Here is a 23,520-nt window from a genome sequence, read left to right as displayed (position 1 = left end):
TTGCGAGGAGCGAAGCGACGAAGCAATCCAGAGTCCCAACGCGGCCCTGGATTGCTTCGCTTCGCTCGCAATGACGGAGATCGGCGAGGCGCCGTCGCAAACCTACGAAGTCCGACCGAACACCAGGATCATGTTGTTGGCCGGCATCTGCACCCTCTCGCGCAAGGCGAGCCCGTGGCGCGCGGCGAGCGCCTCGAGGTCGGTGATGTCGCGCACGCCCCACTCCGGATTGCGCTCGCGCAGCGACGTATCGAACACGGCGTTACTCATCGCCGTGTGCTTGCCGTCGCGCTTGAACGGGCCGTAGAGCACCAGTGCGCCGTCCGCCGACAGCGCCTGCCCGGCGCCGGCGAACAGTCCCTCCGCCACCGACCACGGCGCGATGTGAATCACGTTGGCGCAGAAGATCGCGGCGAGCTGCGACGGCCCGCCCGCGGCGCGGAACGCCGCCGGCCAGCCGGGATCTGACAGGTCGATGCGCTGGGCATCACGGATGTTGGACAACCCGGCATGGCTGCGCCACGCCGCAATGCTGGCGAGGTGGTTGGCGTTGAGATCGCTCGGCCACCACGTCAGGTCCGGCCGCTGGGAAGCGAAATGCACGACGTGCTGGCCGGTGCCGCTGCCGGCCTCCAGCACATCGCCGGTCTTGCCCGCCAGCAACCGTTCCAGCACCGCCCAGATCGCCTGATGGTTGCGGTGGAACGCGGCCGCGTCCAGCCGTCCGTCCGGTTCCACCGGCCGACCGTCCCGGCCGAACTCCACGACATATTCCGCCATGACCATTCTCCCGGCCGCCCCATGAACGGCCCTCGTTAACCGCGTTGCGGCGGCCACCATAGCTGCATTGTCAGCCGATGGTCTTTATGCTTTGCAGCTCCTATATTGCCGAGATCACCGAGACGTCGGAACTCCACCTTGATCACACCTGTCCTGCGTACCGCCCTGGCGATGGGGCTCTCGCTCGCCATGTCCATGGCCGCTCACGCCCAGTCCGGTGCCGTCGACGGCCAGAAGCTCGCCTTCGACCGCGGCAAGGGCAATTGCCTGACCTGCCACGAGATCAAGGGCGGCGACCTGCCGGGCTCGATCGGCCCGAAGCTGGAGAACCTCAAGGCGAGATACGACCGCGCCGAGCTGATCGCGATTCTCAACGACGAGACCAGGCGCAATCCGCTGACGGTGATGCCGCCGTTCGGCCGCAACCGCATCCTGACCGAGCAGGAAATCAGCGCCATCGTCGACTTCCTGCAGACCCTCTGATTCCGTTTGGAGACCGCCATGACTGCCTCGTTCGGCCCGTTGGCCCACCGCCGCCTGTTCCTGAAGGGCGCCGGCCTCGTCGCGCTGATCGGCCTCGGCAACGCCGTGCTGCACGCGACCCCCGTGTTTGCCGCGACCAATGACAACAAATATCCGGAAGACGCCTTCAAGCAGAAGAATGCGGGCGACGCGGTCAAGGCGCTGTACGGCCGCGACCACGAAGCGTCCGACAAGATCAAGCTGGACGCGCCGGAGATCGCCGAGAACGGCGGCGTGGTGCCGATCGCGGTGACGACGTCGCTGCCGAACGTCACCTCGATCGCCTTCATCGTCAGCGAGAATCCGTTCGCGCTGGCGGCGTCGTACCACATCCCCGAGGGCACCGTGCCCGCGGTGGCGAACCGGCTCAAGATGGCCAAGACCTCCAACGTGATCGCGCTCGTCGAATCCGGCGGCAAGCTCTATAGCGCGACCAAGGAGGTCAAGGTCACCGTCGGCGGCTGCGGCGGCTAAGGTCAGGAGATCATCATGGCATCGAGCATCCGCGTCCGCGCCGTCCTGAATGGCGACATCGCCGAGGTCCAGACACTGATCCAGCACCCGATGGATACGGGCCTGGTCAAGGACGCCAAGGGCGAAGTGATCCCGGCGCACTACATCCAGCAGGTCACCTTCGTGCACAAGGACAAGACGGTGTTCCTGGCCGATTGGGGCACCGCGGTGTCGAAGGACCCCTATGTCAAGTTCGCCTTCAAGGGCGCGGCCAAGGGCGACGAGCTCAAGGTGAGCTGGGTCGACAGCAAGGGCGCGACCGACAGCCTGACGGCGACGATCCAATGAGGGCGCCGCGCTTCGCGCTGACCGTGGCGGCCGCGCTCGCTCTCGGCGCCTCCGGCGCCGCGGCCGCGGACAAGCCGAACCCGGCCGCCGACGCCAAGGCGTTCCAGGATTACTTCGTCAAGAAGTTTCCGAAGGTGGCGTTCGACGATTTCGTCAACGGGCCGTATTCGATGAACGCCGACATGCGCAAGCAATGGGAGGAGAAGGAGCAGTTTCCGCCCTACGAGTTCGCGCTCGATGCCGGCAAGGAGATGTTCGCCAAGCCGTTCAAGAACGGCAAGACCTATGCCGACTGCTTCCCGAACGGCGGCATCGGCATCCGCCAGAACTATCCCACTTTCGACGACAAGGAAGGCAAGGTCATCACCCTCGAGCTGGCGCTGAACCGCTGCCGCGAGGCCAATGGCGAGCAGCCCTACTCCTACGTCAAGGACGAGATGGCATCGCTGACCGCCTACATGGCGTACACGTCGCGCGGCAAGCGCTTCGACATCAAGATCCCCGACGACCCGCGTGCGCTCGAGGCCTTCGAAAAGGGCAAGGAGTATTTCTACACCCGCCGCGGCCAGTTGAACTTCTCCTGCGCGAGCTGCCACGTGCAGAGCCCGGGGGAGCGGATCCGCGCCGAGATCCTGGCGCCGGCGCTCGGCATCCTCAACGCGATGCCGATCTACCGCTCGGAATGGAGCGGCATGGGCACGATCAGCCGGCGCTTCGTCACCTGCAACAGCCAGACACGCGCCGTGCCGCTGGAGCCGCAATCGGACGAATACCGCAACCTCGAATATTACCTGTCCTACGTGTCGAACGGCCTGCCGGTTTCAGGACCTGGAGCACGGCCATGAAAAACGTCACGACAGCAAGCGTCATGAAAAAGATCGTGTTCGCCATGATGGTATCAGCGGTCGGCGCCGGCTCCGCGCGGGCCGCGTCGGAGGCCGACTATCTCGCGGCTGTCGCGGCGGCCGAGAGCGCCAACAAGGAAGCCGGACGTCTGCGCAACCAATGGACCGTGACCCAGGCCGCACTCACCGCTGCGAAGAAGGCAGCGGATTCCGGCAATTTCGATTCTGCGCTGAAGTCGGCGCAGGAGGCCGAGGCGCTCGCCAAGGCCTCGGTCGTCCAGGCCACCAGCGAGAAGCAGCGCTGGAAGGACATGGAGATCCGCTAGAGCATGATCCGGAGAAGTGGCAACCGGTTTTCCCTCGCGACGAACGCCGAAGGCGTTTGTGCGGAGATCATGCTCAAACAAGGGGATGGATCATGATGCGATTCCGTGGAATCGCATCATGATCTAGGACGCGAGCCATGATTCGGCGCCGGGACTTTCTGAAGGCATCAGTTGTCGCCACGCTCGCCGCGCCGGCGTTGCTGCGCAGCGCCTGCGCCGCCGACACCGTCAGCCTCTACGACATCGAGAAGTTCGGCAACGCGCGCATCCTGCACATCACGGACACGCACGCGCAACTTCGCCCGCTGTTGTTCCGCGAGCCCAGCGTCAATCTCGGCATCGGCGAGATGTGGGGACGACCGCCGCATCTGGTCGAGCGCGCCTTCCTCGACCGCTACGGCATCCGACCCGACAGCGCCGAGGCCTATGCGTTCACCTCGTTCGAGTTCGAGAAGTACGCCGTCCGCTTCGGCCGGATGGGTGGATTCGCGCATCTGAAGACCCTGGTCGACAAGCTGCGCGCCGATGCCGGCGACCATCGCTCGGTGCTGCTCGATGGCGGCGACCTCTGGCAGGGCACCGGGCTCGCCAATGCGATGCGCGGCGCCGACATGGTGAGCGCCGCCAACCTGCTCGGCATCGACGCCATGACCGGGCATTGGGAGTTCACCTATGGCGAGGAGGCGCTGCGCACCAACCTCGCCCGCTTCAAGGGCGAATTCCTGGCGCAGAACGTGTTCCTGACGGAGGAGGCGGCGTTCAACGACGCCAAGGCGTACGATCCCGGATCGGGCCGCGTGTTCAAGCCGGCCACCATCAAGGAGATCGGCGGCGCCCGTATTGCCGTGATCGGCCAGGCCTTTCCCTACGTGCCGATCGCGCATCCGCGCCGCTTCACGCCGGACTGGACGTTCGGCATCCGCGAGGAGGAACTGCAGAAGCTGGTCGATGGCCTCCGCGGCGCCGACAAGGTCGATGCCGTGATCCTGCTGTCGCACAACGGCATGGATGTCGACCTCAAGCTGGCGAGCCGCGTCACCGGCATCGACGTCATCCTCGGCGGCCATACCCATGACGCGGTTCCGCAGCCGGTCGCGGTCAGCAATTCCAAGGGCGCAACGCTCGTCACCAATGCCGGCTCCAACGGCAAATTCCTCGCCGTGCTCGATCTCGACGTCGGCAAGGGCCGCGTCGCCGATGCGCGCTACCGGCTGCTGCCCGTCTACTCGGAGCTGCTGAAGCCGGACCCGGCGATGCAGGCGCTGATCGATCAGACGCAGCAGCCGCAGGTCGCGGCCTGGAGCGAGAAGCTCGCGACGTCCGACCGGCTGCTTTACCGGCGCGGCAATTTCGAAGGCGCGACCGACGACCTGATCTGCGCGGCGCTGCGCCGCGAGCTCGATGCCGAGATTGCGCTGTCTCCCGGATTCCGCTGGGGCCCGACCTTGCTCGCGAACCAGTCCATCCTGCTCGAGGACGTGCTGGCGCAGACCGCCATCACCTATCCCGAGACCTATGTGCAGCGGATGTCCGGCGCAGAAATCAAGGACGTGCTCGAGGACGTCTGCGACAACCTGTTCAACGCCGACCCCTATCTGCAGCAGGGCGGCGACATGGTGCGAACCGGAGGGCTATCCTACCGCTGCGCGCCCGCCGAGCCGATCGGCCGCCGCATCTCCGATCTCACGCTCGACGATGGCCGGCCGCTGGACGCCCGCAAGAGCTACAAGGTCGCCGGCTGGGCCTCGATGAACGCGCAGGACGGCAAGCCGGTGTGGGACGTGGTGGCCAACCACCTGCGCAACGGCCAACTGGTGCTGGTCGGAACGAACAAGGTCACGCTCTCGGGTGTCGACGGCAATCCCGGATTTGCATCGCAATCGTGACAGCGGATTGCGCGATGCAATCCGACCTGCCGAGCGTTCGCCGCATTGGTGACATCGGGCCGGTCGTGCTAATGCCACGATGATCCAGATCGGAAGGAGGCGCTGATGATCTTCCGCCAATTGTTCGACAGCGTCTCCGGCACCTACAGCTACATCCTCGCCAGCCGCAGCGGCGGCGAGGCCGTCATCATCGATCCGGTGCTGGAGAAGGTCGAGCGCTACTGCCAGCTTTTGCGCGAACTCGATTTGCGCCTGGTGAAGGCCGTCGACACCCACCTGCATGCGGATCACGTCACCGGCCTCGGCGCTTTGCGCGACCGAACCCATTGCGTCACCATCATGGGCGAGCAGACCAAGGCCGACGTGGTGGCGATGCGCGTCAGCGAGGGCGACCGGATCGCCATCGAGGGCATCAGCCTGGACGTGATGTACACGCCCGGGCACACCGACGATTCCTATAGTTTCTCGCTGGGCGACCGCGTCTTCACCGGCGACACGCTGCTGATCCGAGGGACCGGCCGCACCGATTTCCAGAACGGCGATGCGCGGCAGCAGTACGACTCCATCTTCAACAAGCTGCTGCGGCTGCCCGACGACACGCTGGTCTATCCCGCACACGACTACAAGGGCGACACCGTCTCCACGATCGGCGAGGAGCGCCGCTACAATCCGCGCCTGCAGGTCAAGTCGGTCGACGACTACGTCGCGCTGATGGCGAATCTGAAGTTGCCGAACCCGAAGATGATGGATGTCGCGGTGCCCGCCAACATGCGCGTCGGGCTGCATCAGGAGGAGTTGGCGAAGCGGGGCCTGTCGCTGCCGGCACGCGAGGCGATCGAGTGCCTGGGACGCCCCGACGTGCTGCTGGTCGATTTGCGCGAGGCCGCGGAGCGCGCCAAGCATGGCACGCTGTCCGGCGCACTGCACGCGCCCTATCCTGCGATCGAGGACAATCTCAAGCCGGGCGGCATGCTGCGCGAGGTCGCCGCCGCCACCGGCCGCCGCATTGTGTTCTTCTGCGCCTATGGCGAGCGCTCGGCGATGGCGGTGCAGACGGCACAGGCGGCGGGGCTGGCGAATACGGCGCATATTGAAGGCGGGTTGGACGCGTGGAAAAAGGCCGGCGGGCCGGTGGTGCCGTAGGAGGTCACGCTCTCCCACCTTTCGGCAGCCCTTGGCGGCGCCCTCACACTCCGCTGTCGTCCCGGGCAAGCCCGCGGACGCGAAGCGTCGGTGGACGCCGACCCGGGACCGATACCGCGTGATCTGTCTTGAGGCAGGCTGCACGTTGAACCTGCGTCGCAACAAACATCCGCCGGTGGTTATGGATCCCCGTGTGCGGGGATGACACCGAGGTTGACGATGCGGAGTGGCTCCCTCAGCGCGGATGCATGCAAAGCCGACACCCTGCCGTGTTTCCTCTACCCCAGCCCGCAAACGCCGGCCGCGGCGCGCAGGTGCCATGCGCGGGCGTTCATGGACAATGAACCGCATTCCGATAGTGTGGCGTTGTGTCGCGCGCGCCCCTGATTTCGGGAGCATCGGCGGTTTGCCGGCAACGCGCCCTCCTTTCCATCGCTGACGCCGGGGGCCAACGGATCGACCATGGCTGACGTTCTCGCCGCACCGCAACATGCTCCGGTCCGGGCCGCCTCGCCGCTGCGCACATTGGCGCTGATCTCGCTGGCGCACTGGGTCAGCCATCTGCACATGCTGGTGCTGCCGATGCTGTTTCCCTACCTGAAGGAGAAGCTCGGCGTCGGCTACATCGAGCTCGGCTTTCCGCTCACCGTGTTCGCGGTCGTCTCGGCCCTGACCCAGGCGCCCGTCGGCTACCTGGTCGACCGCGCCGGTGCCCGTCGCATCCTGCTGATCGGCCTGACGCTCGGTGGCCTGTCGCTGGCGATGCTCGGCGTCTACCTGAGCTATGCCAGCCTTGTCGTCTCGGCGGTGCTGCTCGGCCTCGCCAACGCGGTCTACCATCCTTCCGACTACGCGCTGCTGGCCGCACACATGGAAGAGAAGCGCATGGGCCGCGCGTTCGGTGTGCATACCTTCGCCGGCTATCTCGGCGGCGCCGTCGCGCCCGCCGTGATGGCGGCGCTGGTCACCACCGTCGGCGGCTCCGGCGCGCTGATCGCGGCCGGCCTGGTCGGACCGCTCGCCGCGCTGCTGCTGCTCGTCGGCAACGTGCCCGAGGTGCCGCCGCATCCGCATCACACCAGCGCCGACGGCAGCAAGGTCAAACAGCCCAGCCTGCTGACGCCGATGCTGATGCTGCTGACCGTGTTCTTCATGCTGCTCAGCCTGTCCAACGCCGGCATCGCCAGCTTCGGCGTTGTCGCGCTCATGAACGGCTACGGCATCTCGTTCTCGACCGCCAACATCGCACTGACCGCGTTCCTCGGCGCCAGCGCCGTCGGCGTGCTCGCCGGCGGCCAGCTCGCCGACCGCATCCGCCATCACAACCTGGTCGCGGCCGTCGCCTATGCGATCAACGCCGTGCTGGTGCTGATGATCACTTTCATCAACCTGCCGACCGTGCTGCTCACGGCGATCATGCTGGTCGCGGGCTTCATGAGCGGCGTGATCGCGCCGTCGCGCGACATGCTGGTGCGCAACGCCGCCCCTCCGGGCGCCGCCGGCCGCGCCTTCGGCATCGTGTCGACCGGCTTCAACTTCGCCGGCGTGGTCAGCCCGCTGCTGTTCGGCTGGATCATGGACATGAACGCGCCGCGCTGGGTGTTCGGCGCCTCCGTCGTGTTCATGCTGCTGACGATCGTGCTCGCGTTCTTCACCGAGCCGAAGAAGGCCAAGGCGTAGCAGTCTTCGTAGGGTGGGCAACGTGAAGCATGCCCACCGTCCGCCAGAAATCACCGCTGAGAATGGTGGGCGCGCGCCGCCTTGCCCACCCTACGGCGCTCGCGTCACCTGCGCCGGCGCAACGCTGCTGCCTGATCCCCGCGTGTTGACATCATCGCCTTCCCGCCGATGATGCGGCCAACAACAACACCCGGGGAAGACACGCCATGACGCAGCCAGATCTCGTGATCCGCGGCGGAACCATTGCCGATGGCTCGGGCGGCGAACTCTACGAAGCTGATGTGGCGATTGCGGACGGCCGCATCGTCGAGGTCGGCAAGGTCAACGCATCCGGCCGCGAGGAGATCGACGCACGCGGCAAACTCGTGACACCAGGCTTCGTCGACGTCCACACCCATTACGACGGCCAGGTGACCTGGAGCCATGACATCTCGCCGTCGTCGCAGAACGGCGTCACCACCGCGATCATGGGCAATTGCGGCGTCGGCTTCGCGCCGTGCCGGCCGGCCGATCATCAGCGGCTGATCCAGTTGATGGAGGGCGTCGAGGACATCCCCGAACCGGTGCTCGAAGCCGGCATTCCCTGGGAATGGGAGAGCTTTCCGGATTACATGGAGTGGCTCGGCAAGCGTGAATTCGATCTCGACATCGGCGCGCAGCTGCCGCATGCAGCGCTGCGCGTCTATGTCATGGGCGAGCGCGGCGCGCGCCGCGATCCGGCCACCGCCGACGACAACCGCGCCATGGCGGCGCTGGCACGCGATGCGGTCAAGGCCGGCGCGCTCGGCTTCTCGACCTCGCGCACGCTCAACCATCGGACATCGACCGGTGACTACACGCCGACGCTCAAGGCCGGCGAGGACGAGTTGACGACGATCGCGCAGGCCATGCACGGCGCCGGCCGCAGCGTGCTGCAATTCGTGCTCGACATCTCCACCATCCACGAAGACCTGCCGATGATGCTGCGCATCGCCGACACGACGAAATGCCCGATCTCGTTCTCGGTGACGCAGAACGACCGCGCGCCGCAACGCTGGCGGCAGACGCTGGCCGAAATCAACGCCGCCGCCGCGCGCGGCCTGTCGGTGACGGCGCAGATCGCGGCGCGCCCGGTTGGACTCCTGCTTGGGCTGGAGTTGTCGCGCAACCCTCTGCAGACGCATCCGAGCTACCAGGCGATCGCGCATCTGCCGCTGGATGAGCGAGTCGCGCGGATGCGCGATCCGGAGCTGCGCGCGGCCATCCTGGGCGAGCAGGCCAGCGCGACCGACGACCCGCTGTTCTTCAAGCCGAACTACGACAAGATGTATCTGCTCGGCGATCCGCCGGACTATGAGCAGCCGCCGGAGCGGTCACTCGGCGCCCAGGCCCGCGCGCGCGGCTGTCGTCCCGAGGAACTGGCCTATGACGCGATGCTCACGGACAGCGGCCGCGGCATGCTCTACGTGCCGTTCCTCAACTATTCCGACGGCAATCTCGATGCCACCTACGAGATGCTGCGCGACCCGCGCAGCGTGCCCGGCCTCAGCGACGGCGGCGCGCATTGCGGCATCATCTGCGATGCCAGCTTCCCGACCTATCTGCTGACGCACTGGACCCGCGACCGCAAGCGGGGCGACAGACTGTCGATTCCCTTCGTCGTCGCCGCGCAGTCGCGCAAGACCGCACTCTCCGTCGGCCTCGGCGATCGCGGCCTGCTCGCGCCGGGCTACAAGGCGGACGTCAACGTGATCGACTACGGACGGCTGCACCTGCATCCGCCCAAGGTACATTACGACCTGCCGGTCGGAGGGCGCAGGCTGATGCAGGAGGTCGACGGCTATGAGGCGACGATCGTGTCGGGCGTGGTGACGCGCCGCCACGGCGAGGCCACCGGCGCACGCCCGGGACGGCTGGTCAGGGGGGCGCGCCAGCTGAGCTGAGACGTCAACTGGCCGCGGCGACTGTCTCGGCAAGCCTTGCAAGCTCGGCTTGCGCGGCGGGATGCTCGTTGAACCAGGGTGGCAACGAGCGCAGCGCGATCTCGAGTGCCCTGCCGGCCTCGTCTTTGCGGCCGTGCAGGAGATACCACTCACCGATGTAGAAATAGGCTTCAGCCTGTTCTGGAGCCGTTGCCGCCGCGTTCAACAGCTGCTGCGCCGTCGAACGCTCCATGAGAAGATCGAACACAGGCCAGGGCCACTGCCCCGCCGCCCAGTACGCCGCGAAAGAAGCGATATCTGGCTTGGCGCGCCCCGGCAACCGAGCCAGCGACAGGTAACGAAACAGGGCCGCATAGGGCTCGAACTGGAGCGCGAGCGATCGTTCCATGTCAGCTGCCGCGGCTTCGAACCTGCCGCGGCAGAACTGAATATAGCCACGTCCCCGATGCATGACCGGGTCTTTGGGCGCGAGGCCGACTGCTGTCGTGCTCTGGGCGATCGCGCGATCCAGATCGCCCTTCACATGATGAAGGTACGCGAGCTCGCCATGAGCCGCCGCGAGCCTGGGCTCGAGCGCGAGAGCGCGCGTCTGGTCGTCAATGGCGCCGTCGAAGTCGCCGAGGAATTTGCGTGACACGCCGCGGGCGCCGTAGGTCTGCGCGTTGGGCTTGAGCTTGAGCGCGAGACCAAGATCCTCGATCGAGCTGGCGTAGCTGCCCATGCCCTGGAGCGCCACGCCGCGATTGTGGTAAGCGCAATGGTTGCGCGGATTGAGCTGAACCACCTTGCTGAAGTGGAAGATGGCGCCCGAGAAGTCCTCGATCGTCAGGCATCGCACGCCGCGCCAGTACTGCAGCATATGAGAGAACAGGCGCATCATGCGGGACCTCACGCGGGTGAATGCGAGGCCGCCTCCTGATGACCCCGGGCGGGGGTTGTATCACGCAAATTCCGGCGCCACACCCTGCTGCGCCTGCAGGCGCGCACGCTCGCTGTTGGGCCAGAGCAGCGCCAGACCCAGCAGGCCGGAGATCACCATGATGACAGCATTGATGGTGAAGCCGGACATGTAGCCTTCGAGCAGGCTGCCAGAGGCCTGGATCATCTTGCCCATCACGAGGGGCGCAACGATGCCGGCGAGCGTATAGAGCGCGCCGTAGATCGCCATGGCGGCGCCGCGCTGCGTGACCGGGGTGAACTCGCCGATCATCGGCGGGCAGACGACGTAGATCGAGCCGCACAATCCTGATCCGACCACGAGCAGTGCGATCTTTGCCGAAGCGGCGTCGACATGCGGCATCATCGCCATCAGGCCGCCGCCGATCACGAGCGGCGTCGCGCCGACCACGCCACGGGCCATGCGCGTGGAGACGCCACGCGCCATCAGCGTCTGCGACACAAAGCCCGTGGTCAGCACCACGCACGCGCCGAAGATCCAGGGCAGGATCGAGATGAAGCCGGCCTGCTGCTGCGAGAAGCCGAGGCCTTTCACCAGGAACGGCGTGAACCAGGTCAGCCCGAGCGACAGCGCCCAATAGGCGCCGAAGGTCGCGGCGACGCAGCCGACGAAGGTCCGCGACGTCAGCAGTTGCAGATAGGGAACGCGCCGCTCGCGCAAGCCGGCGAGCTCGACCTCCGCCAGCGGCCCTTCCTTGCCCAGCCACAGCCACGCCACGCTCCACATCAGCCCGACCACGCCGAGTGCGCCGAAGGCATAGTGCCAGCCGTGATTCACGATGATCCAGTTCAGCGCGGGCACGGCGAGGATGACGCCGAAGGCGGATCCCTGTGACAGGATCGCGGTCGGCATCGCCCGCTTCTCATCGGGGAACCATTTGTAGACCGCGTGAACGGCGACGGACGCCGCGGGACCTTCGCCGGCGCCGAGAATGATGCGGCAGATCAGCAGCGTGGTGAAGCCGACGGTGCCCACCATCGGGAATTGCGCGAGCGCCCAGATCAGCGCCAGCACCAGCAGCACCCAGCGCGTCGGCACCTTGTTGACGACGAAGCCGACGACGATCGCCGAGATCGAGAACAGGAAGAAGAAGGATGATCCAAGCAGGCCGAACTGCTCGGCGTTCAGATTGAGCTCGGTCATGATCGGCACGCCGGCGAGCCCGACCACGATCTTGTCGGCGAAGTTCACCAGCATGAACAGGAACAGCAGGAAGGTGATCTTCCAGGCGCCTTTCGGTGTCGCGCTTGCGCGGGATGTGCCCTTCAGCGTCGTTGGCGCGGCCATGGTCCTTCCCCATTCTGTCATGATCCGCCCCTGTCGTCCGGGCGTTTTGACGATGCTACCCACGAAGCGGCTTCGCAGGCAACCGGCTGGCGCGCTAAGTTATTGCTGCAACGCGGGAATCCGCCCTCTTGGGCTGCATCGCGATACCCTCGCAACCTGATTGCGCGCGGCCGGCATCACATCGGGGGCGTCACGAAGAACGAGCGCGTGATGTTCGCGTTGGCCCTTGTTATGTTGTGACGCAACAACCCCGATCATGCTCGTGCTCAGCGTCCGTCATCTCACCAAGTCCTATCGATCCGGCGGCGAGCCGATCCACGTCCTGCGTGGCGTCGACCTCGACGTCTCCTCCGGCGAGCGCGTCGCGCTGACCGGCGAATCCGGCTCCGGCAAGAGCACGCTGCTGCATCTCATCGCCGGGCTCGATGCCGCCGACGGCGGCGACATCCTGCTCGACGGCGTTTCGGTCGGGGCGCTCGACGATTCGGCACGCGCGGCGGTCCGGCGCGAGCGGCTCGGCCTCGTGTTCCAGCAGTTCAATCTGGTGCCGAGCCTGTCGGTTCAGGACAATCTCAGTTTCCAGGCGCGGCTGGCCGGTCGGCATGATCCGGCGTGGCACACCGAGCTTGTCGAGCGGCTCGGGCTGAAGTCGCTGCTCAAGCGCTATCCGGAGCAACTGTCGGGCGGACAGCAGCAGCGCGTCGCGATCGGCCGAGCGCTGGCGGTCAAGCCGGCCCTGCTGCTCGCGGACGAACCGACCGGCAATCTCGACGAGGACACCGCCGACGAGGTGATGGCGCTGACGCGCGACCTCGTCGCGCGCACCGGCTGCGGCTTCCTGATGGTGACGCACAGCGCGCGGCTCGCGGCGATGCTCGACCGCCGCGTCCACCTGCATGGTGGGCGCATCGCATGAGGCGCGCGCTGTGGATTCTCGCCGTGCTGCTCAGCCACTGGCGCCGGCATCCGATGCAGCTCGCGACCTTGCTGATCGGGCTGATCTCGGCGACCGCGCTGTGGAGCGGCGTGCAGGCGCTGAACCAGCAGGCGCGCAGCTCCTATGATCGCGCCGCGGCGATCTTCGGCGGCGCGCGCACGCCGATGCTGGTCGCGACCGACGGCAAGATGCTGCCGCAGAGCGTGTTCGCGGAATTGCGCCGCGCCGGCTGGCCGGTGTCGCCGGTGCTCGAGGGCCGCGTGCAGATCGACGGCCATTCGGTGCGGCTGCTCGGCATCGAGCCGTTCAGCATCCCCCGGGAGGTCGGCAATGCGCCGATGGTCGGGCGCAGCGAGCTCGAGGCCTTTCTCACACCGCCACATCGCACGCTGATCTCGCCGGAGACGCTGGCCGATCTCGGACTGAAAGACGGCACGGCGCCGCGGCTCAGCAACGACGCCCTGCTGCCACCCTTGATGGCGCAGCAGCAGCTCGCGCCCGGCGTGCTCGTGGTCGATATCAGCGACGCGCAGCGGCTTCTCGACAGGCCCGGCCAGATTTCGCGGCTGCTGGTCGGCAAGACGGCGGTCCAACGACCGCCGTTGCAGTCGTTCGCGGGCGGCCGGCTACAGCTCGTGCAGCCGGAGGCCGAGACCGACCTGGAGCGACTGACCGACAGCTTCCACCTCAACCTCACCGCCTTCGGCCTGCTGTCCTTCGTCGTCGGCCTGTTCATCGTCAATTCCGCCATCGGCCTCGCCTTCGAGCAGCGCCTGCCGGTGCTGCGCACCTTGCGCGCCTGCGGCGTGTCGGCGCGCCAGCTCAACGGCGTGCTGATCGGCGAGCTCATCGCCTTTGCCTTGGTGGCAGGGCTCTTCGGGCTGGTGTGCGGCTACGTCATCGCCGCCGCGCTGCTGCCGAACGTGGCGGCATCGCTGCGCGGGCTGTATGGCGCGCAGGTGCCGGGCGAGCTCAGCCTGCAGCCGGAATGGTGGTTTGCGGGCCTCGTCATCAGCATCGCCGGCGCGCTCGCAGCCGCGACGACCAGCCTGATCAAATCGATGCGGCTGCCGATCCTCTCCACCGCGCAGCCCTATGCGTGGCAGGAGGCGCAGCGGCGCTGGCTGCGCTTGCAGAGCGCGGTCGCGCTCGCCTTCTTCGTCGCCGCCGGCCTGCTGCTGTGGCTCGGGCAGTCGCTGCTGGCCGGCTTCGGCGTGCTCGCGGCGATGATGCTCGGCGCGGCGCTGCTGCTGCCCGCGATCCTGGAGCTGGTGCTGCGGCTCGGCGAGCGCGGCGCGCGGACGGCGCTGGCGCAATGGTTCTGGGCCGACAGCCGCCAGCAGATCTCGGGCCTGTCGCTGGCGCTGATGGCGCTGCTGCTCGCGCTCGCCGTCAATGTCGGCGTCGCCACGATGGTCGAGACCTTCAGCCGCACCTTCCTGGTCTGGCTCGATGGCCGGCTCGCCGCCGACGTCTACATCAGCGCCGCGGATGAAGCGCAGGCGCGCGACATCCAGACCTGGCTGCGCGCGCGGCCCGACGTGCAGGCCGTGCTGCCGGGCGGACGCGCCGAAACGCAGCTGGCGGGCGCGCCGATCGACATTCTCGGCCTGCCCGATCACGACACCTATCGCGACCATTGGCCGCTGCTGCAGGCCGGCGACAGCGCCTGGAAGCAGCTGGTGCGTGGCGACGCCGGCTTCGTCAGCGAGCAGTTGGCGCGCCGGCTCCATCTGTCTGTCGGTGACAGCATCGACCTCCCCGCATCCGGCGGCGACTGGCGCGTCACGATCGCCGGGATCTATGCCGACTACGGCAATCCCAAGGGCCAGGTCACGGTCAACGTCGCCGCGCTGACGCGCCGCTTCCCGGCGACGCCCATCACGCGCATGGCCGTGCGCGCAGCGCCGGCCGACGTGCCGGGACTGATCAGCGCGCTGACCGACAAATTCGGCCTGGACGGCCGCAACGTCATCGACCAGGCCACCGTGAAGCAGGAGTCGAAGCAGATCTTCAACCGCACTTTCGCGGTCACCGGCGCGCTCAACACCTTCACGCTGGGCGTCGCCGCGATCGCGCTGCTGACCAGCCTGCTGACCTTGGCGAACTCGCGGCTGCCGCAGCTCGCACCCTTATGGGCCATCGGGCTGACGCGGCGGCGGCTCGCCGAAGTCGAACTGTTGAAGACGCTGTCGCTCGCCGGCCTGACCGCGCTGCTCGCGCTGCCGCTCGGGCTCGTCGTGGCGTGGTGCCTGATCGCGATCGTCAATGTCAAAGCGTTCGGCTGGCGGCTGCCGTTCGACGTGTTCCCGCTGCAGCTCATCCGGCTGCTGATCGTCACGCTGGTCGCGGCGGTGATCGCCTCGTTGCTGCCGGTGCTGCGGCTGGCCCGGATGCAGCCGGCCGATCTGGTCAGGACCTTCACCATTGAGCGCTAGAACGACGATCACGCGGCGCGGCCTGATCGGCGGGCTCGGCCTGCTGGCACTGCCGCGCCTCGCACATGCACAGGGCTTTGCGGGCCTGAGCGACAGCGCCGACGGCTTTGCACCGGTGACGCCCGAACGAGCGTTCGGCTTCCCTGCGGATCACGGGCCGCACGACGATTTCCGCATCGAGTGGTGGTACGTCACCGCAAACCTCAGCGATAGCAGCGGCAAGGCCTATGGCCTGCAATGGACCCTGTTCCGCTCGGCGGCGCGGCCCGGACCGCAAGCTGAGGGGTTCGACAATCAGCAGCTCTGGATGGCGCATGCCGCGGTGACGCGCGCGGACAGCCATCGCTCCGCCGAGAAATTCGCGCGCGGCGGCGTCGGCCAGGCCGGCGTCGAGGCCAAGCCGTTCCAGGCCTGGATCGATGACTGGCAGCTGCGCGGCACCGCCGCGACCGACGATCGATCGCTGGCGCCGCTCGACATGACGGCCGCCGGGCCGGACTTCTCCTACGCGCTGCATCTGGAGGCGGACCGTCCGGTGGTGCTGCAGGGCATCGGCGGCTACAGCCGCAAATCCGAGCGCGGCCAGGCGTCTTACTATTACAGCCAGCCGTTCTACCGCGCCCGCGGCCAGATCAATTTCGACGACACGCCGGTCGAGGTGACAGGCGTGGCCTGGCTCGACCGCGAATGGAGCAGCCAGCCGCTGGCGGCCGACCAGAGCGGCTGGGACTGGTTCGCGCTGCATTTCTCCGGCGGCGAGAAGCTGATGCTGTACCGGATGCGGCAGGGCAATGGCGACTACACGTCCGGCACCTGGATCACGGCCGACGGCGTCTCGCGCGCGCTCGGCCCCGGGGGCATCGTGATGACGCCAAAGGATATCGTTGCGATCGGTGAGCGCAGGCTTCCGGTCGGCTGGCGCGTCGAGATATCAGCGCTCGGCATCGCCATCGATACCGCGCCACTCAACTCGAGGGCCTGGATGGGCACCCGCGTGCCGTATTGGGAGGGACCGATCAGCTTCAAGGGCAGCCACACCGGGGTGGGCTATCTCGAGCTGACCGGGTATTGAGAAGCCGTCATCAGGGGGAACCGCGCATGTATCACTTCACCGCACTCGTCACCGTGCTCGCGCTCATGCTGTATTTCTACATGGGGGTCCGCGTCGCGCAGGCGCGCGCCAGGTTCGGCGTCAAGGCGCCGGCCGTCACCGGCAATCTCGATTTCGAGCGCACCTATCGCGTGCAGGTGAACACGCTGGAATGGATGCCGATCTTCCTGCCGGCGCTGTGGCTGTTCGCGATCTATGTCAGCGACCCGATCGCGGCCCTGATCGGCCTCGTCTGGATCGCGGGTCGCGCGATGTACATGGTGTCCTATGCGAAGGCCGCGGAGAAGCGCGGCCCCGGTTTCGGCGTGCAGGCGCTCGCCGCATCCGTACTCCTCGCCGGCGCGCTGATCGCCATCCTGTGGCGGATGCTGCACGGCTGATTGCTGCACCCATCGCCGTAGTCCCGGCTTTCGCCGCGACGACGGCGATGGTGTGACGATCACTTCGTCAGCGGACAGCCGCTCTCCTTGGCGGTGAAGAACGCCTTGTCGCCGGGCACCGTGGCGAGCTGCTTGTAGTAGTCCCACGGCTTCTTCGATTCCGACGGCTTTTTGACCTCGAACAGGTACATGTCGTGGACCATGCGACCGTTGGCGAGCACCTTGCCCTGCGCGAAGGCGTCGTCGACCGGCAGCTCCTTCAGCTTCGCCGCCACCGCGTCGGAGTCCTTGGTTCCGGCGGCCTTCACCGCCTTCAGATAGGACAATGTCGCGGAATAGGTGCCGGCGTGGATCATGCTCGGCATCCGGCCGGTGCGCTTCATGAAGCGCTCGCTGAAGGCGCGGGACTTGTCGTCGCGATCCCAGTAGAAGCCTTCGGTGAGGATCAGGCCCTGCGCCGCCTCCAACCCGAGACCATGCACCTCGGACAGGGTCATCAGCAGGCCGGCGAGCTTCTGCCCGCCCTTGACGATGCCGAACTCGGCCGCCTGCTTGATCGAGTTGGTGGTGTCGAGGCCGGCATTGGCAAGCCCGATGATCTTGGCCTTCGAGCTCTGCGCCTGCAGCAGGAAGGAGGAGAAGTCCGACGAGTTGAGCGGGATGCGCACCGAGCCCAGCACCTTGCCGCCCTTCGACGTCACGATGTCGCTGGTGTCCTTCTCCAGCGCATAGCCGAAGGCGTAGTCGGCGGTCATGAAGAACCAGGTATCGCCGCCGGATTCGACCAGCGCGCCGCCGGTGCCGACCGCGAGCGCGCGGGTGTCATAGGCCCAGTGGAAGCCGTAGGGCGTGCAGGCATCGCCCGATATGCGCGAGGTCGCGGCACCGACGACGATGTCGATCTTCTTCTTTTCCTTCGACAGATCCTGGATCGCGAGCGCGACCGAGGAGGTCGTCAGCTCGGTGATCATGTCGACACCCTCGGTGTCGTACCAGCGCCGCGCGATGGACGAGGCGAGATCGGGCTTGTTCTGATGGTCGGCGGTGACCAGCTCGACCTTCTGCCCCAGCACCTCGCCGCCGAAATCCTCGATCGCCATCTTGGCCGCTTCGACGGAATATTTGCCGCCATAGTCGGCATAGACGCCCGACTGGTCATTGAGGATGCCGATCTTGACCTGTGCCGACGCCGGCGCCGCCGCCAGCAGCGCACCGACGGCCGCAAAAGCCAGCAAACCCGATTTCATATGGTCTCTCCCCGCATTTCTTGGTCTTGAGATGTCATTCGTTGGAATGCGCGCTCATGTTATGCCAGAACCCCGGCCACGCCCATCCCTTCCCGCCTCAGCCAATCGGCTGACAGCCATGTTGAGAGACGCAGGCTCCTCCGCTACATTCGCGCCCAAACAACGAGCCGTCCCGCCGGGATGGTGCGCAGGGATGGAAACCGCCTGGACGCGTGAGGCAGCACCGTCTGCATCGCGTCGCCATGCCGAGGTGCCGCGGCAGACGCCTTCCTCCCGCCTGCGCGCCGCGCCGCGGCGAGCTGCGCGCATCGGCAGGAGGACACATGTACACCGGCAAGCACGCCCGGCTGCGCCCATTGCAGCCTGCCTTCATCATGGCCTCGACCGGCGAGGCGGTGACCTATCGCGAGTTGGAAGCGCGCAGCAACCGGCTGGCGCATCTGTTCCGCCAACGCGGCCTGAAGCGGCTCGACCACTATTCGATCTTCATGGAGAACAACAGCCGCTATCTGGAGGCGTGCGGCGCCGGCGAGCGCTCCGGGCTGTATTTCACCTGCGTGAACTCCTACCTCACGCCCGGCGAGCTGGCCTACATCCTCAATAACAGCCGGTCGCGGCTTCTGATCACCTCCCTCGCCAAGCTCGACGTCGCGCGCGAGGCGCTGAAGCAGGCGCCCGACATCGAGCTCTGCATCGTCGCCGATGGCCGGCGGGACGAACTTGGCGAGAGCGAGCGGATCGTCGGCCTCGCCGAGGCCACGGCCGGCCTGCCAGCGACGCCGATCGCCGACGAATGCGTCGGCACCGCGATGCTGTACTCCTCCGGCACCACGGGCCGGCCGAAGGGCATCCTGCGGCCGCTGCCCGAGCAGCCGCCGGTTCAGCAGCTTCCGATCTTCGACTTCCTGGAAAGGCTGTGGCGCTACCGCGAAGGCATGATCTACCTGTCGCCGGCGCCGCTCTATCACTCCGCGCCGCAGGCCGCGGTCAACCTCACCATCCGCGTCGGCGGCACCGCCATCATCATGGAGACGTTCGACCCCGAGCGCTACCTGCAACTGGTCGAGCAATGGGGCATCACGCATACGCAATTGGTCCCGACGATGTTCTCGCGCATGTTGAAACTGCCGGAAGAGATCCGCACGCGCTATGATCTCTCCTCGCTCGAGGTCGCGATCCATGCCGCCGCGCCCTGCCCGGCACAGGTCAAGGAGGACATGATCAGATGGTGGGGGCCGATCATCCACGAATATTACGGCGCCACCGAAGGCCTTGGCTTCACCGCCTGCGACAGCGCGGAATGGCTCGCGCATCGCGGCACCGTCGGCAAGGTGCTGTTCGGCGACCTGCACATTCTCGATGAGACCATGCAGCCGTGCCCGACAGGAACGGCCGGCACGGTGTGGTTCAAGACGGGATCGCCGTTCGAGTACTTCAACGACCCCGAGCGCACCAAGGAGGCCCGTTCGGCCGACGGCAGCATGAGCACCGTGGGCGACGTCGGCTATGTCGATGCCGACGGCTATCTCTATCTCACCGACCGCGCCACCTTCATGATCATCTCCGGCGGCGTGAACATCTACCCGCAGGAATGCGAGAACCTGCTGATCACGCATCCGAAGGTCGCCGATGCCGCCGTGTTCGGCGTGCCCAACCCCGATCTCGGCGAGGAGGTGAAGGCGGTGGTCCAGCCGATGTCGGGCATCATGCCTGGGTCCGAGCTGGAAGAGGAGCTGATCGCGTTCTGCCGGCAGTCGCTGTCGCGGCAGAAGGTGCCGCGCTCGATCGATTTCGAGAAGGAGCTGCCGCGGCTGCCGACCGGCAAGCTCTACAAGCGCCTGCTGCGCGACCGCTATTGGGGCAACAAGACGTCAAGGATCGTGTAGGGCGGCACGACCTCGGATTGATCCTGGTCAAGCGCGCGCGGTGCCGCGCAGCTATTCTCCGTCAATTGCGATCGCAGCACGAGACGACGACATGCGCGCTCATCAAATCATGACCAGATCCGTGATCGCGGTGACGCCCGGAACCCCGGTGGCCGAGGCGGCGCGGATCATGCTGCGCAACCACATCGGCGGGCTGCCTGTGGTCGACGCGTCCGGCACGCTCGTCGGCATGGTCACGGACGGTGATTTCCTGCGCCGCGCCGAGCTCGGCACCGAACGCAGGCAAGGCCGCTGGCTCGACCTCCTGGTCGGCCGCGGCCGCATCGGCGCCGACTTCGTCCATTCCCACGGCCGTACGGTTGGCGACATCATGAGCCAGCCTCCTGTCACGGTCAGCGTCGATGCCAGCCTGGCGGAGATCGCCGAGATCATGGAGAAGCGCAACATCAAGCGTCTCCCTGTGATGAGTGGCGACCGGCTGGCCGGCGTGGTGACCCATACGGATTTCCTGCAAACCGTGGCCGACCTCGCCACTGCCGTTCCAGGCCCCACCCCTGACGATGACGGGATCCGCAGCGCCATCCTCGATTCACTCGACCAGGCCGCCTGCAAGCATTGCCGCTTCAACGTCGTCGTCCGCAACGGCATCGCGCATCTCACGGGCGCGGTGCGCAGCGAGAAGGAGCGAGCCACGGCGATCGTGGCGGCCAAGAGCGTCCAGGGCGTCAGGAACGTGCGCGACCACATGTGGGTCTATCCGCCGCCAGAGGACGAGTTCGGCGGCGGTGACATCGCCTCGCTGCAGGACCAGCCGTCGACCGACGACGACCAGCCGCTGTGAGGAGAGCCGGGCGTGCGACGTGCCTCCGTACCATCGCTGCTGCTGCTGGTCCTGCTGTCCGCCCCGGCGGCAGCCGAGGATCTCGATCACGGCCGCCAGCTCGCCGAGCGCTGGTGCGCCGCCTGCCACGCCGTGGCCACAGAGCCGACCAAGTTCCGGCGCGCCCGGCCGTTCGTCGCCATCGCGGCCAGGGACGACGTGACGAAGGAGATGCTGGCCAAGTTCCTCCTGCTTCCCCACGCGACGATGGCCAACAATCCGCTCAGTGCGAATGATGCGGCCGATCTGGCAGGCTACATTCTCAGCCTGAGGAAGTAGTTGATACGACATTCGCCAATGGGTTGAGCCCCCCCCCGGTCGGCGGCGTCCGGATGCAAGCGGACCCTGGCGCCGAACGTTCGGCGGCAATTTAGAAGGATCTCCTGGAACAAAACGCCCATGCCTGCGTTCTCTGTGTTCGCCGTCGTGAGCTGGAGCACGTCGCACGGCCCCAAGGGGGTCTGCCGACGGCAAATCGTCCTGTCCTCGTTGCCGGAAAAACCAACAACAAGCAGCGATCGAGATAGCCCTTGCATTTGTATACAAACAAGTTGGTAATCCGGTGCACGGCGTCTTCTCTGCCGACCTGTTAGCAAGGAGCCTGCGACGTGCACGGAATGCCCGGCGCCTCCCCCGTCCCACGCGTAACCGACGACGATACGGCCTATCTGGCGGCGATCGTGGAGTCCTCGGCCGACGCCATTGTCGGCACCACCGCCGACGGCGTCATCCGCAGTTGGAACGCGGCCAGCGAACGGATGCTGGGGTTCACCGCGGCTGAAATGATCGGCAGATCCGTCTCCGAGATCATCCCCCCCGAGCTGGCGGAAGAAGCGAGCGCCTTGCGCGCCAGGGTCAACGCGGGCGAAGCGATCGAGAGCTTCGAGACCGTCCGGCTGACCAAGCAGGGACGCCCGATCGAGGTCTCCATCACGTTTTCACCGATCCGCAGCAGCACCGGCGTGATTGTCGGCATCTCCAAAGTCATCCGCGATGTCACGCTGTCGAAGAAGACCGAGCGTGCGGCGGCGATGCTCGCGGCCATCGTCGCCTCGTCCTCGGACGGCGTCGTCAGCAAGACGCTGGACGGCACGATCACCAGCTGGAACAAGAGCGCCGAACGCATCTTCGGCTTCTCGGAAGGCGAGATGATCAACCGCTCGATCCGCACGATCATCCCGCAGGAGCGCCAGGCCGAGGAGGACCGGATCCTCGCCACCGTCCTATCCGGCGCGATCATCGACAATTTCGAGACCGTCCGCCTGCGCAAGGATGGGGCGCTCATCGACGTGTCGGTCACGGTCTCGCCGGTCCGGGACTCCAGCGGCCGCATCATCGGCGCCTCCAAGATCGTGCGCGACATCACCGACAAGCGCCAGACAAGGGAGCAGTTGCGCACCTTGCTGGCCGAGGTGAACCACCGCAGCAAGAACCTGCTGTCGCTGGTGCAGGCGATCGCCCGGCAGATGACCCGTCACGGCCGCCAGCTCGACCTCAACCGCTTTCTGGAGCGCCTGCAGGCGATCGCGAGCAATCAGGATCTCCTGATCCAGAACGATTGGCGTTTCATTCCACTCGGCGGCCTGGTCCGCTCGCAGCTCGGGGCGTTCAGCGACTTGATCGGCGACCGCATCGCGATCGACGGGCCGCCGATCGAGCTGACGCCGGAGGCCGCGCAGTCGATCGGCATGGCAGTCCACGAGCTCGCCACCAACGCCGCCAAATATGGTGCACTGTCGAACGACGACGGACGGATCGCGGTCCGCTGGACGCGCATCGACGACAGCTTCGACATGACCTGGGTCGAAAGCGGCGGACCTGAGGTCGCGCCGCCGGAGCACACTGGCTTCGGCAGCCGGGTGATTTCCGATCTGGTACGCGCCGGCCTGGATGGAACGGTCGAGGTCGAGTTCCTGCCGACCGGACTACGCTGGCACCTGAGGTGCCCCCTGCAACGCCTCTGCCGCGACCGTCATCATGCGCGACAGTGAGAAGACTCATCTCCTGATCGTCGAGGACGATCCCATGATCGGCTTCGACCTCGCGGTCGAGCTCGAAGCCGCCGGATTCACGGTCGTCGGCGTGGCGGCGACCGTGCACAAAGCCCTCCATCTGCTGGAGCGGAATCACTGCGATCTCGCCGTGCTCGACGTCAATCTCGGGCAGGAAACATCGGCGCCGATCGCGCGCGCTTTGGTCGCGGCCGGCGTGCCCTTCGTCGCCGTCACCGGCTATTCCGTCGATCAATGCCCGGAAGAATTCGCCACGGCACCGCTGCTGTCGAAGCCGTTCCAGACGTCACGGCTGGTAGCCGCACTGAAGCGGCAATTGCATCAGTGAAGTCTGTTGCAGCGGGAGACGAGCTTCCGCGTAACGTGGCTGCAGCGGTTGCATCTTCGAGACAAGCCGACCTCTCCCCGCAACTGCCAGCGCAATCGCTTGTGGCGGTCTCCGTCTTTCGACCGTCTGTTTCCACGTCGTCATGGCTGGG

22 protein-coding genes are annotated in these 23,520 nt (G+C 66.6%); 18 read left to right on the top strand and 4 right to left on the bottom strand.

The genetic code is table 11. From position 1 onward, the window contains the following. Positions 1-102 precede the first annotated feature (102 nt). A complete protein-coding gene (locus QW863_RS11765) occupies positions 103-780 on the bottom strand; it encodes a DUF938 domain-containing protein (RefSeq protein ID WP_315717087.1) in 678 nt (225 codons plus the stop codon). A gap of 189 nt (positions 781-969) precedes the next feature. Here QW863_RS11765 and soxX point away from each other — a divergent pair, with 189 nt between their 5' ends. The 9 genes from soxX to QW863_RS11720 all read left to right on the top strand — a co-directional run bounded on the left by soxX (position 970) and on the right by QW863_RS11720 (position 9,905). Continuing rightward, complete coding sequence (soxX, locus tag QW863_RS11760; RefSeq protein WP_315717170.1) at positions 970-1,263, top strand: sulfur oxidation c-type cytochrome SoxX; 294 nt, start codon at positions 970-972, stop codon at positions 1,261-1,263. 18 nt (positions 1,264-1,281) lie between these two features. Then, positions 1,282-1,776 (top strand): thiosulfate oxidation carrier protein SoxY, encoded by a 495-nt coding sequence (gene soxY, locus QW863_RS11755; protein WP_315717085.1) that lies wholly within the window; start codon positions 1,282-1,284, stop codon positions 1,774-1,776. Positions 1,777-1,791: 15 nt separating this feature from the next. Further along, a complete protein-coding gene (gene soxZ / locus QW863_RS11750) occupies positions 1,792-2,103 on the top strand; it encodes a thiosulfate oxidation carrier complex protein SoxZ (RefSeq protein ID WP_315717084.1) in 312 nt (103 codons plus the stop codon). Then, a complete protein-coding gene (gene soxA, locus QW863_RS11745; RefSeq protein ID WP_315717083.1) occupies positions 2,100-2,948 on the top strand; it encodes a sulfur oxidation c-type cytochrome SoxA in 849 nt (282 codons plus the stop codon). Before soxZ ends, soxA begins: the two co-directional genes overlap by 4 nt. A gap of 23 nt (positions 2,949-2,971) precedes the next feature. Further along, positions 2,972-3,274: a hypothetical protein gene (locus QW863_RS11740; RefSeq protein WP_409977916.1), complete on the top strand. Its 303-nt coding sequence runs from the start codon at positions 2,972-2,974 to the stop codon at positions 3,272-3,274. 137 nt (positions 3,275-3,411) lie between these two features. Further along, positions 3,412-5,160 (top strand): thiosulfohydrolase SoxB, encoded by a 1,749-nt coding sequence (soxB, locus tag QW863_RS11735; RefSeq protein WP_315717081.1) that lies wholly within the window; start codon positions 3,412-3,414, stop codon positions 5,158-5,160. A gap of 105 nt (positions 5,161-5,265) precedes the next feature. Beyond that, complete coding sequence (locus QW863_RS11730) at positions 5,266-6,303, top strand: MBL fold metallo-hydrolase (protein ID WP_315717080.1); 1,038 nt, start codon at positions 5,266-5,268, stop codon at positions 6,301-6,303. 462 nt (positions 6,304-6,765) lie between these two features. Then, positions 6,766-7,983, top strand: coding sequence for an MFS transporter (locus tag QW863_RS11725; RefSeq protein WP_315717079.1), 1,218 nt, complete (start codon positions 6,766-6,768; stop codon positions 7,981-7,983). 206 nt (positions 7,984-8,189) lie between these two features. Then, complete coding sequence (locus tag QW863_RS11720) at positions 8,190-9,905, top strand: N-acyl-D-amino-acid deacylase family protein (RefSeq protein ID WP_315717078.1); 1,716 nt, start codon at positions 8,190-8,192, stop codon at positions 9,903-9,905. A gap of 4 nt (positions 9,906-9,909) precedes the next feature. On the opposite strand, the gene QW863_RS11715 is transcribed toward QW863_RS11720, so the two are convergent. Further along, positions 9,910-10,785 carry a tetratricopeptide repeat protein gene (locus QW863_RS11715; protein ID WP_315717077.1) on the bottom strand — a complete coding sequence of 292 codons (876 nt, stop codon included), beginning with the start codon at positions 10,783-10,785 and terminating at the stop codon, positions 9,910-9,912. Between the two features lie 60 nt (positions 10,786-10,845). Beyond that, entirely contained in the window at positions 10,846-12,150 is a 1,305-nt protein-coding gene (locus tag QW863_RS11710) for an MFS transporter (protein WP_315717076.1), read from the bottom strand. 256 nt (positions 12,151-12,406) lie between these two features. Between QW863_RS11710 and QW863_RS11705 the strand changes: the two genes are divergently transcribed. The 4 genes from QW863_RS11705 to QW863_RS11690 are packed head-to-tail and all read left to right on the top strand — an operon-like array spanning position 12,407 to position 17,016. Then, positions 12,407-13,066, top strand: a complete 660-nt coding sequence (locus QW863_RS11705; RefSeq protein WP_315717075.1) for an ABC transporter ATP-binding protein — start codon at positions 12,407-12,409, stop codon at positions 13,064-13,066. Next, on the top strand, positions 13,063-15,525 hold the full coding sequence (locus tag QW863_RS11700) for an ABC transporter permease (RefSeq protein WP_315717074.1): 2,463 nt from the start codon (positions 13,063-13,065) through the stop codon (positions 15,523-15,525). Before QW863_RS11705 ends, QW863_RS11700 begins: the two co-directional genes overlap by 4 nt. After that, positions 15,515-16,597, top strand: a complete 1,083-nt coding sequence (locus tag QW863_RS11695) for a lipocalin-like domain-containing protein (RefSeq protein ID WP_315717073.1) — start codon at positions 15,515-15,517, stop codon at positions 16,595-16,597. Before QW863_RS11700 ends, QW863_RS11695 begins: the two co-directional genes overlap by 11 nt. 26 nt (positions 16,598-16,623) lie before the next feature. Continuing rightward, positions 16,624-17,016 carry an MAPEG family protein gene (locus QW863_RS11690; RefSeq protein ID WP_315717072.1) on the top strand — a complete coding sequence of 131 codons (393 nt, stop codon included), beginning with the start codon at positions 16,624-16,626 and terminating at the stop codon, positions 17,014-17,016. A 59-nt stretch (positions 17,017-17,075) separates the two neighbouring features. On the opposite strand, the gene QW863_RS11685 is transcribed toward QW863_RS11690, so the two are convergent. Then, positions 17,076-18,263 carry an ABC transporter substrate-binding protein gene (locus QW863_RS11685; RefSeq protein WP_315717071.1) on the bottom strand — a complete coding sequence of 396 codons (1,188 nt, stop codon included), beginning with the start codon at positions 18,261-18,263 and terminating at the stop codon, positions 17,076-17,078. A gap of 323 nt (positions 18,264-18,586) precedes the next feature. Between QW863_RS11685 and QW863_RS11680 the strand changes: the two genes are divergently transcribed. The 5 genes from QW863_RS11680 to QW863_RS11660 all read left to right on the top strand — a co-directional run bounded on the left by QW863_RS11680 (position 18,587) and on the right by QW863_RS11660 (position 23,369). Beyond that, entirely contained in the window at positions 18,587-20,149 is a 1,563-nt protein-coding gene (locus QW863_RS11680; protein ID WP_315767754.1) for an AMP-binding protein, read from the top strand. Between the two features lie 91 nt (positions 20,150-20,240). After that, positions 20,241-20,990, top strand: a complete 750-nt coding sequence (locus QW863_RS11675) for a CBS domain-containing protein (RefSeq protein WP_315751155.1) — start codon at positions 20,241-20,243, stop codon at positions 20,988-20,990. Between the two features lie 12 nt (positions 20,991-21,002). Further along, positions 21,003-21,308: a cytochrome c gene (locus QW863_RS11670; protein ID WP_315717067.1), complete on the top strand. Its 306-nt coding sequence runs from the start codon at positions 21,003-21,005 to the stop codon at positions 21,306-21,308. A gap of 329 nt (positions 21,309-21,637) precedes the next feature. After that, complete coding sequence (locus QW863_RS11665; RefSeq protein ID WP_315767752.1) at positions 21,638-23,020, top strand: PAS domain S-box protein; 1,383 nt, start codon at positions 21,638-21,640, stop codon at positions 23,018-23,020. Then, on the top strand, positions 23,007-23,369 hold the full coding sequence (locus QW863_RS11660) for a response regulator (protein ID WP_315717065.1): 363 nt from the start codon (positions 23,007-23,009) through the stop codon (positions 23,367-23,369). Before QW863_RS11665 ends, QW863_RS11660 begins: the two co-directional genes overlap by 14 nt. Positions 23,370-23,520: the final 151 nt, after the last annotated feature.

It is taken from the genome of Bradyrhizobium sp. SZCCHNR1017, from assembly GCF_032381375.1.
Classification (GTDB): Bacteria; Pseudomonadota; Alphaproteobacteria; order Rhizobiales; family Xanthobacteraceae; genus Bradyrhizobium.
This window is presented reverse-complemented; position numbering and strand designations above follow the sequence as displayed.